The 13,798-nt window shown below is 70.5% G+C and carries 8 protein-coding genes; 6 read left to right on the top strand and 2 right to left on the bottom strand.

Annotated elements, in window-relative coordinates:
* Positions 1–30 precede the first annotated feature (30 nt).
* Positions 31–2,844 carry a hypothetical protein gene (locus AC5L38_RS26085; protein ID WP_495245444.1) on the bottom strand — a complete coding sequence of 938 codons (2,814 nt, stop codon included), beginning with the start codon at positions 2,842–2,844 and terminating at the stop codon, positions 31–33.
* A 553-nt stretch (positions 2,845–3,397) separates the two neighbouring features.
* Between AC5L38_RS26085 and leuS the strand changes: the two genes are divergently transcribed.
* The gene (gene leuS / locus AC5L38_RS26080; RefSeq protein WP_495245558.1) at positions 3,398–5,866 is read left to right on the top strand and encodes a leucine--tRNA ligase; all 2,469 of its coding nucleotides are present in this window, start codon (positions 3,398–3,400) and stop codon (positions 5,864–5,866) included.
* A gap of 254 nt (positions 5,867–6,120) precedes the next feature.
* Here the strand turns inward: leuS and lexA are convergent, their stop codons facing one another.
* Entirely contained in the window at positions 6,121–6,831 is a 711-nt protein-coding gene (lexA, locus tag AC5L38_RS26075) for a transcriptional repressor LexA (RefSeq protein WP_350975199.1), read from the bottom strand.
* An 814-nt stretch (positions 6,832–7,645) separates the two neighbouring features.
* Here lexA and AC5L38_RS26070 point away from each other — a divergent pair.
* From AC5L38_RS26070 to AC5L38_RS26050, 5 genes are all read left to right on the top strand, one after another.
* Positions 7,646–7,912, top strand: coding sequence for a LysM peptidoglycan-binding domain-containing protein (locus AC5L38_RS26070; RefSeq protein WP_495245443.1), 267 nt, complete (start codon positions 7,646–7,648; stop codon positions 7,910–7,912).
* A 474-nt stretch (positions 7,913–8,386) separates the two neighbouring features.
* Complete coding sequence (gene nrdR / locus AC5L38_RS26065) at positions 8,387–8,848, top strand: transcriptional regulator NrdR (protein WP_495245442.1); 462 nt, start codon at positions 8,387–8,389, stop codon at positions 8,846–8,848.
* An 85-nt stretch (positions 8,849–8,933) separates the two neighbouring features.
* Positions 8,934–11,783, top strand: coding sequence for a vitamin B12-dependent ribonucleotide reductase (locus AC5L38_RS26060; protein WP_495245441.1), 2,850 nt, complete (start codon positions 8,934–8,936; stop codon positions 11,781–11,783).
* Between the two features lie 279 nt (positions 11,784–12,062).
* Positions 12,063–13,097: a hypothetical protein gene (locus AC5L38_RS26055; protein ID WP_495245440.1), complete on the top strand. Its 1,035-nt coding sequence runs from the start codon at positions 12,063–12,065 to the stop codon at positions 13,095–13,097.
* 320 nt (positions 13,098–13,417) lie between these two features.
* Entirely contained in the window at positions 13,418–13,663 is a 246-nt protein-coding gene (locus AC5L38_RS26050; RefSeq protein ID WP_495245439.1) for a hypothetical protein, read from the top strand.
* The last annotated feature ends 135 nt before the right edge of the window (positions 13,664–13,798 follow it).

Genomic DNA, 13,798 nt, shown 5'->3' with positions numbered 1-13,798 from the left:
CCACCCCGCCGCGCGGCCCGCGGGGTGTGGCTACCCCGCCGCCCGGATCGACTTGAAGACGGTGTTGATGTCGGGGAGCAGCTCCTTCTTGCTGTCCGGCACCGACATGTAGACGATCGAGGGCAGGTCGGCGCCGGTGCTCACCGCCGCCACGACCATGGTCGTCTTGGAGTCGCCCGAGGTGATCTCGTACGCGGCGAGCTGACCGGGCAGGCCGTTCACCGACAGGGTCTGCTGGGCGGTCTTGCGAGCGGTGTTGTCCTCGGGGAAGAACTTGTTGCGCCCGCTGGAGGCCACCGCGTTGATCACCGGTGCGAGGTTCTCCGGCGAGGTGTACTTGCTCTTCAGGCGCGGGGAGAGCGGGCCCGACATCAGCTGCGCGAACTGGGTCTTGCCCGTGGAGTCCGTACCCGCCGGGAGGTACTGGCGGGTCGTGAAGCCGTAGGTGGCGGGCATACCGGGCCGCTGGTCCTGCCGCCAGGGGGCGCCGAGCTGTGCCAGGGTGATGCCCGCCTGCTGGTCGGTGAGCGTGCCGGCCACCGGCGACGCGTCGCCGGTGAAGCGCGGCAGGCGGCCGACGGCGGCGGGCTTGGCCGGCTTCTTGGTGGCCGTCGCCGAGGGCTTGGGGTCGGAGGCGATCTCCTCGCCGCCGGCCAGCGGCCCGGCCAGGAACGCCCAGAGCACCGCGCCGAGCAGCGCGATGGCCACGGACCCGGCCAGCGCGAAGATCCAGACCGGCCGCCCCTGCTCCCCGAGCTCGTCCTCGTCCTCGATGGCCTGGTAGTTGTCGCCGAAGACCGTGTTCCACAGCTCCTGCTGGCGCTCGGGCGGGGGCGTCTTCGGGCCGCTGATCTGGCCCGCGGTGACGAACGGCTTGTTCGGGTCGGACGGGTCGCGGCTCAGGTGATGGCCGGGCTGACCGGGCTGACCGGGGTGCCCAGGCTGTCCGGGCTGGCCGAGGTGGTTCGGCTGACCCGGCTGACCCGGCTGACCCGCGTGGCCGGGCTGGGGCGGCGGCGGGGAGCCGGCCGCCCCGGGGTGGACGGGGGCTGTCTGGGGCGAGGACGCGCCGGTGGCCGCCGCGTTCGCCGCCAGGGCCCACATGGCGGGGGTGTCCGGCACGCCGTAGCTGCGCCGCCCGTTCCCGTCGTCCGGGCCGCCGTCGGGTGAGGCGCCCGCGAAAGGGGGGCCGCCGGGGGTGACGCCGGAAGGAGCGCCTTGAGCACTTCCCTGGGCGGGGCCCGGGTTAGCACCCCCGAAGGGAGCCGCCGGGGCGTCGGCGCCCGTCCACGAGGGGGTGAACGCCGAGGTCTGCGCATCGGCGGGACTCCCGTTCCCCGGGGAGGAGGCCGGAGGCCACGCGTTCCCGCCCGCCGGGGACGTGGGCGGCCAGTGGTTCTCCGCCTGCGCGGGTGAGGGCGGCGGCCACCCGCTGTTCTCCGCCGCCTGTGCCGGGGGCCAGGCGGGGGCGTCGTGCCCCGCTCCGGTGGCCTGCCAGGTCTCGCCCGCCGCCGCACCGGAGCCCTGCCGGTGCGCGTCCCCCTGCGGGGTGGAGGCCTGCGGGCCGGACCCCTGCGGGCCGGACCCCTGTGGGTTGGACGCCTGTGCCCAGCTGTTGTTCTGCGGGCCGGTCGCCTGGGCCCAGCCGTCGGCCTGCGGGCTCTGCGTACGGCCGTCGTCGTGGGGCGTGGTGCTGGGCCAGCCGGCGTTGGGCGACGCGGTGGCCTGGGCCCAGCCGTTGGAGGAGTCGGCCTGCGGGGTGGGGGCGTGCCGGGTGTCGCCGTCCTGTGACGGGGTGGCCTGCGGCCATCCGTTGTTCGGGGAGGACGGGGAGCCGTCGGCCTGCGGGCCGGAGGCCTGCGCCCAGCCGTCCTGGGAGGGGGCGGGCTGCGGCCATCCGTTGCCGGGGGAGGTCTGGTGCCGGTTGTCGGCGTCCTGGGAGCCGGACGCCTGTGGACCCGATGCCTGCGCCCAGCCGTCACCCTGTGAACCGGCCCCCTGCGGGCCGGAGGCCTGTGCCCAGCCGTCGCCCTGGGAGCCGGATGCCTGTGCCCAGCCGTCAGCCTGAGGGTTCGACGCCTGCGCCCAGCCGTCGTCGCGCGGGTTGGACGCCTGCGCCCAGCCGTCGGCCTGCGGGCTCTGCGTACGGCCTCCGTCGGGAGGCGTGGCGCCGGGCCGGGCGTCGTTGGACGGTGCGGCGGCCTGCGCCCAGCCGTCCTGGGAGGGGGCGGGCTGCGGCCATCCGTTGCCGGGGGAGGTCTGGTGCCGGTTGTCGGCGTCCTGGGAGCCGGACGCCTGCGGACCCGATGCCTGCGCCCAGCCGTCACCCTGGGAGCCGGACCCCTGCGAACCCGATGCCTGCGCCCAGCCGTCACCCTGTGAACCGGGCCCCTGCGCGGACCCCTGTGAACCGGGCCCCTGCGCGGAGCCCTGGGCGCCGGATGCCTGGGACCAGCCGTCGCCCTGGGGGTTCGACGCCCGCGCCCAGCTGTCGTTGCGCGGGCTGAAGGCCTCCGACCAGCTGTCGCTCCGGGGGCTGGACGCCTGCGCCCAGCCGTTGTTCTGCGGACCGGTCGCCTGGGTCCAGCCGTCGGCCTGCCGGCTCCGCGCGTGGCCGTCGTCGTGGGGCTGGGGGCTCTGGGGCCTGCCGCCGGGGGAGGGGCGCTGGCCCTCGCCGCCGGGTGAGGTCTGCCACGGGGAGCCGTTGCCGCCCTGCGGCTCGTCCTGCGGGCGGGGCGGCCGGGCACCGGCGCCGAGGGGGTCGTTCGGCCACGAGGGCGACGGCTCGGCAGCCTCCGGCCATGCCGAAGGCAGGTGGGACTGGCTGGACTGCTCCGAGGCCATGCTTTCCTTACCTCCCGCGCGGGTGCCCGAATTAGGCGTATTGGGCATGGTCTCACGTGAGACGGGGGGGCTCGCAGGGAAACCGGAGAACGCCCCCCTGAACTGGAGTCCGGTGGGGTCGGTCGGTGGATCCTGCATGGGCAGGCCGACCTCCATCGGATCCGGGCCCTGCCCCGGCTCTGCTGAATGTGCCACGGTTAAAAGAGTAAACGCGAGAGACATACGAGGTCACAACAGGCGTATAGCCATCGAGTCTCGTTGTCCCGGCCGGTGCGCAAACCCCCATTCTGCCGACCTGACCTGATCCTGTCCCCGGGTTGTCATGATCGGCCTCGTTTTCCCTGGCCATGAATACGGCTTGCGGGCTGCGATAGTCTTGGTCTATGCGTGCCGCGACCCTGCTTATCGGGCCGCATCGGCGTCCCCGTCCCTGAGCGCCCTGCCGATGCGGCTGCCCTCCGCGTGAGCGGGGGGTTTTTGCATTGGGCCGGACGGGTTCAGACCATCCACGCAGACACACCCCGAGGAAACCGACGTGAGCGAGCGAGCCGACATGCAGAGCGACGAGCAGCACTATGACCCGCAGGCCCTGCAGGTCAAGTGGCAGCGCAGGTGGGAGGAACTGGACCCCTTCCGGGCCTCCGACGACCCCGCCGACCCGCGTGAGCGGCGCTACATGCTCGACATGTTCTCCTACCCCTCGGGTGACCTGCACATGGGGCACGCCGAGGCGTTCGCCCTGGGCGACGTCATCTCCCGCTACTGGGTCCAGCGCGGCTACAACGTGCTGCACCCCGTCGGCTGGGACTCCTTCGGCCTGCCCGCCGAGAACGCCGCGATCAAGCGCAACGCGCACCCGGCGGAGTGGACCTACGCCAACATCGAGACCCAGGCCGGCTCCTACAGGCGCTACGGGATCTCCTTCGACTGGTCCCGCCGCCTGCACACCAGCGACACCTCGTACTACAGGTGGACCCAGTGGCTGTTCAACCGCTTCTTCGAGCGCGGCCTGGCCTATCGCAAGGGCGGCCTGGTCAACTGGTGCCCGAACGACCAGACCGTGCTGGCCAACGAGCAGGTCAAGGACGGCAGGTGTGAGCGCTGCGGGACCGAGGTCGTCCGCCGGGAGCTGACGCAGTGGTATTTCAAGATCACTGAATACGCCGACCGGCTGCTGGACGACATGGCCCAGCTGGAGGGCAACTGGCCCGAGCGCGTGCTGGCCATGCAGCGCAACTGGATCGGCCGCTCGGAGGGCGCCGACGTCGACTTCGTGATCGAGGGCCGCGACGAGCCGGTCACCGTCTACACCACCCGCCCCGACACCCTGTACGGCGCGACCTTCTTCGTGGTCGCCCCGGACGCGGCGCTGGCCGAGGAGATCGTCACCGACGACCGGCGCGAGGCCTTCGAGGCGTACCGGACCAGCGTGTCGAAGTTGTCGGACATCGACCGGCTGTCCACCGAGAAGGAGAAGACCGGCGTCTTCCTGGGCCGGTACGCCGTCAACCCGGTCAGCGGCGAGCGCATGCCGGTATGGGCGGCCGACTACGTGCTGTCCGACTACGGCCACGGCGCCATCATGGCCGTGCCCGCGCACGACCAGCGCGACCTGGACTTCGCCCGTGCCTTCGACCTGCCGGTACGGGTGGTCGTGCACACCGGCCTGGCCGATCCGGGCGAGACCGGTGTCGCCACCTCCGGTGACGGCGCGATGGTCAACTCCGGCCCGCTGGACGGCCTGGCCAAGGCCGAGGCGATCCGGAAGATCATCGAGGTGCTCGGCGAGCGGGGCACCGGGCGGTTCACGGTCAACTTCCGGCTGCGCGACTGGCTGCTGTCCCGCCAGCGCTTCTGGGGCTGCCCGATCCCGATCATCCACTGCGCCGACTGCGGCGAGGTCCCCGTCCCCGACGACCAGCTGCCCGTCACCCTGCCCGACATGCGCGGCGAGGCACTGGCACCCAAGGGCGTCTCCCCGCTGGCCTCGGCCGAGGACTGGGTCAACGTCTCCTGTCCCAAGTGCGGCGGCCCGGCCAGGCGCGACACCGACACGATGGACACCTTCGTCGACTCCTCGTGGTACTTCCTGCGCTACGTCGACCCGGCGTACGAGAACGGCCCGTTCGACGTCGAGCGCGTCCGCAGGTGGGGCCCGATCGACCAGTACGTCGGCGGCGTCGAGCACGCCGTGCTGCACCTGCTGTACGCCAGGTTCTTCACCAAGGTCCTGCACGACATGGGGATGATCGACTTCGTCGAGCCCTTCACCCGCCTGCTGAACCAGGGGCAGGTCATCAACCAGGGCAAGGCGATGTCCAAGTCGCTGGGCAACGGCGTCGACCTGGGTCAGCAGATCGACGCCTACGGTGTCGACGCGGTCAGGCTGACCGTCGTCTTCGCCGGGCCGCCCGAGGACGACATCGACTGGGCCGACGTCTCCCCGGCCGCGTCGCAGAAGTTCCTGGCCCGCGCGTTCCGCGTGATGGCCGAGGCCGGCGCGGCCTCGGCGCCCGGCGCGGACGTCACCGCCGGAGACCTGAACCTGCGCAAGGTCGTCCACCACACCGTCGACGAGGTCACCACGCTGGTCGACTCCCACCGCTTCAACGTCGCGGTGGCCCGCATGATGGAGCTGACGAGCGCGACCCGCAAGGCCATCGACTCCGGCCCGGGCGCGGCCGACCCGGCGGTCAGGGAGGCCGCCGAGGCCCTGGCGGTCATGCTGTCCCTGGTCGCGCCGTACGTGGCGGAGGAGGGCTGGGAGCGGCTGGGACACTCCGCCTCGGTCGCCACCGCGGGCTGGCCGGTGGCCGACCCGGCGCTGCTGGTCCAGGAGTCGGTCATCTGCGTCGTCCAGGTCGCGGGCAAGGTGCGCGACCGGCTGGAGGTCTCCCCGGAGATCTCCGAGACGGACCTGGAGGCATTGGCCCTGGAGTCGGAGAAGGTCAGGCCCTTCCTGTCCGGCGCGCCGCGCAAGGTGATCGTCCGCGCGCCCAAGCTGGTCAACATCGTCCCGTAGGCGGCCGGAAGACCTGAGAACGCCGGATGGGTGGTGTCCCGATGTCGGGACACCACCCATCCGGCGTGTCGCGTGGAGGCCGGAGGCGCGGGTGTGGAACTCGCGTCAGGACGGCGTGCCCAGGAGTGCCCCGGAGTGCGCCGCTCCCCACTCACCGCTCGCTCAAGCGGGGAGGGGAACGGCCCGGAGCACGCGGGAACGCCCGCGTCGGAGCCCGCGCAGGGCCGTGACTCAGGAGAGCCTGCGGCCGTGGCTCAGAGCTTGCGGAGGACCGCGACGACCTTGCCCAGCACGGTGGCCTCGTCACCCGGGATCGGGTCGTAGTTGGGGTTGTGCGGGACCAGCCAGACATGGCCGTCCCTGCGCTTGAAGGTCTTGACCGTGGCCTCGCCGTCGATCATCGCCGCGACCACGTCGCCGTTGTCGGCGACCGGCTGCTGGCGTACGACCACCCAGTCGCCGTTGGCGATGGCGGCCTCGATCATCGAGTCGCCGGTCACCTGGAGGAGGAAGAGGGTGCCCTCGCCGACAAGCTGCTTGGGCAGGGCGAAGACGTCCTCGATGCTCTCCTCGGCGAGGATGGGACCACCGGCGGCGATCCGGCCGACCAGGGGGACGTAGGCGGCGGTCGGGCGGCTGACCGGGGCCTCGTCCTCACCGGAGTCGGGATCCACCCACAGCACGGGCTCGCCGGGAAGGCGGACCTCCAGGGCGCGGGGGCGGTGCGGATCACGCCGCAGGTAGCCCTTGCGCTGCAACGCCGTCAGCTGGTGCGACACGCTGGAGGTGCTGGTGAGCTGCACCGCCTCGCCGATCTCCCGCATGGACGGCGGATAACCGCGCTGCTGCACGGAATCGCGGATAACCTCAAGGATCTTCCGCTGCCTGGGGGTGAGGCCAAGGGAGTCACGCCTTCGAACCGCCAGGTCGCTGGCGGCCGAACCGTTCTCGTTGTGCTGGCTCATACGAACTCCTCGCCTCCCGGTCTGTATCTGACACGTCGCACACAGCGACCATACCTCGGCCGAAGATCATATTCAAACAATTGTTCGAATGTCCTCGAAATCGGCGACGCCGTGGTGTACAACATCGTACGGGAGTTCGATCGACATCGTGTTCGATTCGCCGATCTTTCTTCGACATGTGTTCGGCCAGGTCGAGGGGATGGGGGTCACCATGAAACCGACCACGACGACACCGCGATCCAGGACCGCGCCGAGATCCCGGACGGCGCGGCGATCACCGGAGGCGCCACGCCTGCGACTCGTGCCGCCTCCGCGACCGGAGCCGGAGTCGGAGTCGGGCCCCGCGCCGGAGCCCACACGGGGCTCCGAGGCGGGGCTGAGGCGGGAGACCACGCGGGGCTCCGAGGCGGGGCCGGGGCAGGGGGGCGAGCAGGGGTCGAGGCGGGCACCCGGGCGAGGGGCCGGCCGGGGGGCCGAGCGGGCCTCCGGGAGTGAGCTGAGGCGGGAGCCGGGGCGCGAGCCGGGGCAGGGCGCCAGGCGTGAGCCGGGCCGGACGTCCGGGCGTGAGCGAGGACGGCGACCCGGTCGGGAGCCGGGCCGGGGAGCCGGCCGCGAGCCGGGCCGTGAGCCGCGGCGAGGGGCAGTGCGCGAATCCGTGCGCGAATCCGTGCGCGAATCCGGGCGTGGATCCGGGTCGGGAGGGGCGCGGGGGGCGGCGGTGGTCCCCGTGGCGCGGGCTCGCCGTTCCGGCGCCGCCCGTCCGGCGGCCGTCCGACGGCCACTCCGGCTCACCAGGCGTGGAAGGATTGTGGCGGTGACGGTGCTCGCGCTGTTCACCCTTGGGGTGCTCTGGATCGGCGGGCGCATCGACATGGCCTCCGCGGGCGGGCGGCCCGACCTTGAGGGCCTGCCCCGGATCACGGTGCACGCGGGCGACACGCTGTGGGAGATCGCGGACGCGTTGACGGAGGAGGCCGGCACCGGCCCGATGGTCCGTCGCGTCATGGACCTCAACGGGCTCTCCGGCCCGGAGGTCCGGCCGGGGACCCGGCTCTACCTCCCCGAGGGCCTTGTCCGCTGAAGGAGGCCGGGGCCCGAGGGCCTCGTCCCCGGGCGGGACCAGGGGGCCGGGGTCGCGAACCCTGTCCCCCGTGGCGGGGCCGGGGCGGTGGCGTACGTGGAGGAAGGGTTCGGGAGGGTGGGCGGCGGGTGGGGGAGAGGTGTGACGGGGTGTCCCACCTGACAGATCGCCCGGGGCGTGTGTGAGGGAAGGGACGCCCGGGGAGAGAGGGGTCCCGCCCGGCGGCGACACGCCGCGATGTGAGGGCTGATCAGCGACTTCATCCCGCAAGGTCGTTTCAACTTGCGTTCATGGTCGCGCACTTCTACGGTTGGACCACAACATCTAGTGGCTGCATCGCAACTCATCACCACAGCTTGTGGTTCCATTACCGCATCTCGACTATTCGAAGATATGTGCGCGGACGTCTGTTCATACGCGCCGTGGGTAGGTGAGGTGGGTCGGCCGATCCGTTGGTCCAAGGAGGCGACACACGTGCACTGTCCGTTCTGTCGCCACCTGGACACGCGCGTCATCGACAGCCGTGCCACCGAGGACGGCGGGGCCATCCGCCGCAGGCGCACGTGCTCGGAATGCGGGCGCAGGTTCACCACGCAGGAGACCGTCCTGCTCATGGTGAGCAAGCGCAGCGGTGTGACGGAGCCGTTCTTCAGGGAAAAGGTGATCGCCGGAGTCCGGCGGGCCTGTCAGGGACGTGCCGTCAGCGAGGACTCCCTGGCGCAGCTGGGCCAGCGGGTCGAGGAGAGCATCCGGGCCACCGGATGCGCCGAGATCGCGGCCCACGAGGTCGGGCTGGCCATCCTGGGCCCGCTCCGAGAGCTGGACGAGGTGGCGTACCTGCGGTTCGCCTCCGTCTACCGGGGGTTCGAGACCCTGGCCGACTTCGAGGCGGAGATCGAGCGGCTCCGGGCGGAGCGCTCCACCAAGCAGGACTGATGCAGACCCCGGGCGCCGGGGGTTGAGGCGGCGCGTTGGTGTGGTCCGATTCGAGGGCTCTACGGAGCCCCAGGAGGGGGAAGTCATGACGGAGACTGTCGGCGCGGTGGCACGTGGGGGCAAGAGGCCGCGTAAGGGCCTGAAGATGAAGCGCATCTTCACCACGCCAGGCGTGCATCCCTATGACGAGCTGACCTGGGAGCGCCGTGACGTCGTCATGACCAACTGGCGCGACGGCTCGATCAACTTCGAGCAGCGCGGCGTCGAGTTCCCCCGGTCGTGGTCGGTCAACGCCGCCAACATCGTGACCACCAAGTACTTCCGCGGCGCGGTCGGCACCCCGCAGCGTGAGTGGAGCCTCAAGCAGCTGGTCGACCGGGTGGTGGGCGTCTACACCCGCACGGCGGTCGAGCACGGCTACTTCGCCACCGACGAGGACGCCGAGATCTTCGACCACGAGCTCAAGCACGCTCTGGTCAACCAGGTCTTCAGCTTCAACTCACCCGTCTGGTTCAACGTCGGCACCGCGTCGCCGCAGCAGGTCAGCGCCTGCTTCATCCTGGCCGTCGACGACCAGATGGAGTCGATCCTCGACTGGTACAAGGAAGAGGGCGTGATCTTCAAGGGGGGTTCGGGCTCCGGCGTCAACCTCTCCCGGATCCGCTCCTCCAAGGAGCTGCTCTCCAGCGGCGGCACCGCCAGCGGCCCGGTCTCCTTCATGCGCGGCGCCGACGCCTCCGCCGGCACCATCAAGTCCGGGGGCGCCACCCGCCGCGCGGCCAAGATGGTCGTCCTCGACGTCGACCACCCCGACATCGAGGAGTTCGTCGAGACCAAGGCGCGCGAGGAGGACAAGGTCCGCGCCCTCCGCGACGCCGGGTTCGACATGGACCTGGGCGGCAAGGACATCGTCTCCGTCCAGTACCAGAACGCCAACAACTCCGTGCGCGTCTCCGACGAGTTCATGCGCGCGGTGGAGAACGGCGAGGAGTTCGGCCTGCGCGCCCGCCTCACCGGCGAGGTCATCGAGAAGATCGACGCCAGGGAGCTGTTCCGCAAGATGGGCAAGGCCGCCTGGGAGTGCGCCGACCCCGGTGTCCAGTACGACGACACGATCAACGACTGGCACACCAGCCCGGAGACGGGCCGCATCACCGCGAGCAACCCCTGCTCGGAGTACCTGCACCTGGACAACTCCTCGTGCAACCTGGCGAGCATCAACCTGCTGAAGTTCCTGAAGGACGACGACAGCTTCGACATCGCGAACTTCGTGAAGATCACCGAGCTGGTCATCACCGCGATGGACGTCTCCATCACCTTCGCCGACTTCCCGACCGAGAAGATCGACGAGACCACCCGCGCCTACCGCCAGCTGGGCATCGGCTACGCCAACCTCGGCGCGCTGCTCATGGCCACCGGCCACGCCTACGACTCCGACGGCGGCCGTGCGGTCGCCGGGGCCATCACCTCGCTGATGACCGGCGTCTCCTACCGCCGCAGCGCCGAGCTGGCCGCGGTCGTGGGCCCGTACGACGGCTACGCCCGCAACGCCGACGCGCACAAGCGGGTCATGCGCAAGCACAACGACGCGAACGACGCCCTGCGCACGTTCGACGAGATCGACGGGGCCATCCACCGCGAGGCCTCCAGGCAGTGGGTCGAGTGCCTGCGGCTCGGTGACCGGAACGGCTACCGCAACGCCCAGGCCTCGCTCCTCGCCCCGACCGGCACCATCGGCCTGATGATGGACTGCGACACCACCGGCATCGAGCCCGACCTCGCCCTGGTCAAGTTCAAGAAGCTCGTCGGCGGCGGCTCCATGCAGATCGTCAACCAGACGATCCCCCGCGCGCTGCGGCGGCTGGGCTACCAGGAGGAGCAGGTCGAGGCGATCGTCGAGTTCATCGCCGAGAACGGCCACGTCGTCGACGCCCCCGGGCTGCGGCGCGAGCACTACGAGGTGTTCGACTGCGCCATGGGCGAGCGCGCGATCGCCCCGATGGGCCACGTCCGCATGATGGCCGCGGCCCAGCCGTTCCTGTCCGGGGCCATCTCCAAGACGGTCAACCTTCCCGAGTCCGCGACGATCGAGGACATCGAGCAGGTCTACATGGAGGGCTGGAAGCTCGGCCTGAAGGCCCTGGCCGTCTACCGCGACAACTGCAAGGTCGGCCAGCCCCTCTCGGTCTCGGGCTCGGGCAAGAAGACCGAGGAGAAGGCGGCGCCCGCCGAGCCGGAGATCCAGGTCGTGGAGATCAGCCGCCCGACCCGGCGCCGGATGCCGAACCAGCGCCCCAGCACCACCACCCGCTTCACCGTGGGAGGCGCCAAGGGCTACATGACCGCCTCGTCCTACCCCGACGACGGTCTCGGTGAGGTCTTCCTGAAGATGTCCAAGCAGGGCTCGACCCTCGCGGGCGTCATGGACGCGTTCTCGGTGGCCATCTCCATCGGCCTGCAGTACGGGGTGCCGCTGGAGACGTACGTCGGCAAGTTCGTCAACATGCGCTTCGACCCGGCCGGCATGACCGACGACCCGGACGTCCGCATCGCCGCCTCGGTGATGGACTACATCTTCCGCCGCCTGGCCCTGGACCACCTGCCCTACGACGACCGCGCCGCTCTCGGGATCTTCTCCGCCTCCGAGCGCGCCGCCCAGCAGCGTGGTGAGGACCCGGCCCCGATCCACACCGCCGACGAGGTCATCGCCGAGCTCGCCACCTCGGCCCCCATCGAGTCGGCGGCCCCCGTCGAGGAGCCGCAGTCCCGGCCCGAGGCGACCCCCGTGGAGACCCCGAAGCGGGGCGGCTCCCTGGAGTCCCACCAGGGCCGCACCGCCGACGCGCCGCTCTGCATGACCTGCGGCACCAAGATGCGCCCCGCCGGCAGCTGCTACGTCTGCGAGGGCTGCGGCTCCACCAGCGGCTGCAGCTGATTCCGGGCAGAAAAGCAGTATTGGATGTAAAGGTCGAATCTGCGTAATCCCTGGCAATGAAGGGGGCCGGAACCACGTCCGGCCCCCTTGCGGTGTTTTCGCGGCAGTGAACTGTCCGCTGACCGGGAGGAGCCGGAGTTCTTCCGGCGAGCAGGTCGACTCGTCGGCGTATCGCCAAAAGCGGGATCCCCGCCCGCGATGTGGCGGGCGGACCGTTGCGCTCCGGCGACCTATCTCGTCGGGTTGGCGAACTGCCAGGCATGGTCGATAGTTCCGACCATGAGCGAATTATCGGGTCGCACCTCCCTGACCAAGAGCGCTCTGGTAGGGCTCGTCGTCGGTGTGGTGGTCGCCGTCATCTGGACCGACGACGTAGTGGGCCGCAGAGGGCTGGGCCGCTTCGTCGTCAGTGCCGTCTGGCCCAACGAGCCGGCGTCCTCCGAAGGACTGGGCGGCGTCATCAACGGCATCGCGATCATCGTGGTCCCGATCCTGCTCAGCGGGATCTTGGCGCGGTCGGCCAAGATCTCCCGGTGGTGGCTGACGGCACTCGCCGGATCCGCCGCCTTCGGGGCGCTGACCTCGGGATTGTTCGCGCTCATCCCTTCCCACAGGACGGCCTATGGCCTGCCCGAATCGCTCTTCGGAATCATCTTTCTCCTGGCCGGTGTCACGGGGTACGTCGCGGCGGCCTGGATGGTCATGTCGCGTACCGCCCTGCCGCGGATCCTCCTCGCGGGAGCGATGATCGCCTTTCCGGTCGGTGCCGCCCAGGTCTCGGATCGCGTACGGCACTGGCACCGGGTCTGGGACCTGGGCACGATGGGAGTGCCGCTGGTCTCCCTGGACATCCCCGGCCGTCGGTACGTGGCGGGTTTGTGGCGGCTCGGTCCAGAGGATGGAGGCCCGGCAGTCGAGCTCTCCTATCGCCTGGACACCCCCCGCACCATCATCCATCGCTTCTACAAACCCAGCTTCAATCTGCGGGAGGAGTGGGAGATGCAGGTGTTCATCCGTGCCACGGCGGCTACCCCCGGCCAAGCGTGCGCCGCACGGTATCTGAAAGCCACGCGGTATCTGAAACCCGCCTGGGCTTTTCGCGTCAGCGTCAGCGACACCTGCCGACCGCTGCCCGATGGTCGCGTCCTGTGGGTCATTGATGACAGGCCCGTGGCCCTGTTCGCCAGACACGGAGATGTGCTGCTCCAGATCAGCAGTCTCGTCGTGACCGAGGCGGAACTACTCGCCACCACCGACGATGTCCGGTCAACGACCGCCAGCGAGTTGCTTGGCCGAACCGGAGGGGGGCGCTAGACCTCGCCCTTTCGTCGCACTTCGTCGAGGCTTCGAAATCTTCAGACGACCACCCGTTCGGCGCCGCTTTTGGACATCACGCTTGAAGGGGACATCGTCGAGGCATACTTTCCCGCGGACGCGCCCATCGCCCTCGCGCTATGTGGCGGTACCCGGCCGGTGACGCCGGATACCGCACCCTCCTAACAAGTGCACTGCCCCGGTATCCAGGGCGGAAAGGCAGCGCCTGCGTAGTGCCTGGTGACGAAGGGGGCCGGAGCCGACTCCGGCCCCCTTCCGGCGTTCGCGGGAGCTCAGGACAGCGGAAGAGAGGGCGGTCGATGACCGATGCGGACGGCCGGAGGGAAGCGCGGACGGGCGATCAGGTGCGCGAGTACCTGCTCGCTGAGATCAACGCGGCTCTCCGCCGGCCCGGCATGTTCGGCGGAGAGATCGCCCTCAGGGTTCACTTCGACGCGATGGCGTTCGCGGAAGATCGTGAACAGGCCTGGAGCGAGGAACGAGACTCCCTCCAGGCTCGAGGGGCTTTTCTCTCCACGGGGGTGCGGGGGTTCCGGCTTCACTGAAGGCTTCACCGACGGTTTCGCCTTCACGCCTGCCGGCACGAACCGGCGCCGGGGAGCCTGGACGCCGCCGGGAAACGAAATGCTGGCCGAACGAGGTCCGCTGAGTTCTGTGCATCGCTTCGGCCGGTATGACCT

The sequence above is a fragment of the Streptosporangium nanhuense genome (assembly GCF_059358815.1).
The sequence above is the reverse complement of the archived record's forward strand: the minus strand, read 5'-3'. Positions and strand labels throughout refer to the sequence as shown.

Coding starts and splice junctions, on each gene's coding strand:
- AC5L38_RS26085 (WP_495245444.1), bottom strand. CDS start 2,844: ATGGCCTCGGAGCAGTCCAGCCAGTCCCACCTGCCTTCGGCATGGCCG.
- leuS (WP_495245558.1), top strand. CDS start 3,398: ATGCAGAGCGACGAGCAGCACTATGACCCGCAGGCCCTGCAGGTCAAG.
- lexA (WP_350975199.1), bottom strand. CDS start 6,831: ATGAGCCAGCACAACGAGAACGGTTCGGCCGCCAGCGACCTGGCGGTT.
- AC5L38_RS26060 (WP_495245441.1), top strand. CDS start 8,934: ATGACGGAGACTGTCGGCGCGGTGGCACGTGGGGGCAAGAGGCCGCGT.
- AC5L38_RS26055 (WP_495245440.1), top strand. CDS start 12,063: ATGAGCGAATTATCGGGTCGCACCTCCCTGACCAAGAGCGCTCTGGTA.
- AC5L38_RS26050 (WP_495245439.1), top strand. CDS start 13,418: ATGACCGATGCGGACGGCCGGAGGGAAGCGCGGACGGGCGATCAGGTG.